Source organism: Ralstonia sp. VS2407 (assembly GCF_052950655.1).
The window spans coordinates 1-511 of the sequence record NZ_JBRFVG010000157.1 but is presented as its reverse complement, the minus strand read 5'-3'; the positions used below and the strand labels follow the sequence as shown (position 1 = coordinate 511).

Genomic DNA, 511 nt, shown 5'->3' with positions numbered 1-511 from the left:
GCCTCAGGTGAAACGGAAGCCACCAGAATTTCGTGTTGCGCTCATCGCGCACCTCCCCGGGGAAAACGGGGGCCTATAGCGCTGATGTACAGCGAGGTGCTGGATTCCTTAGAGCAACCCGACGAAATGCTCGATCTCGTGCAGGAGGTCGACGCTATCATCGTCCTTGGCGGACTGGTTCACGAAGTCGCGCACGGTGCTGGCATCGTCCGAGATCTGCCCAACGCTGCTGGACTTCAATTTGGTACAACAACCGACGCCTGCACTCGACGCTGGGAAACGTCCCGCCCGTCGAGTACGAGCAAGCCCACTACGCTGCCCTCAACCGAGAGCCGCACCCCGTATAGGAACGGCCGAGAACCTGGGGCGCTTCACGTTGCAACAGCGTGGTCGCGTCGGGGACCTGCTCCACCGCGAAGTCCAGGCCCATGAACCTGCGCATCGCATAGGAGTCGTAGATCGCCTCCTCCACACCTCGTCTGAGAGCGAGAACCACACCTGCAGCAGATAC

2 protein-coding genes are annotated in these 511 nt (G+C 61.1%); both read right to left on the bottom strand.

All coding sequences use genetic code 11. The features are described from left to right. Positions 1–108: 108 nt before the first annotated feature. On the bottom strand, positions 109–240 hold the full coding sequence (locus tag ACU8YE_RS24380) for a hypothetical protein (RefSeq protein WP_446929955.1): 132 nt from the start codon (positions 238–240) through the stop codon (positions 109–111). Positions 241–310: 70 nt separating this feature from the next. Further along, a partial coding sequence (locus ACU8YE_RS24375; protein WP_446929953.1) for a transposase occupies positions 311–511 on the bottom strand: 201 nt, incomplete at its 5' end.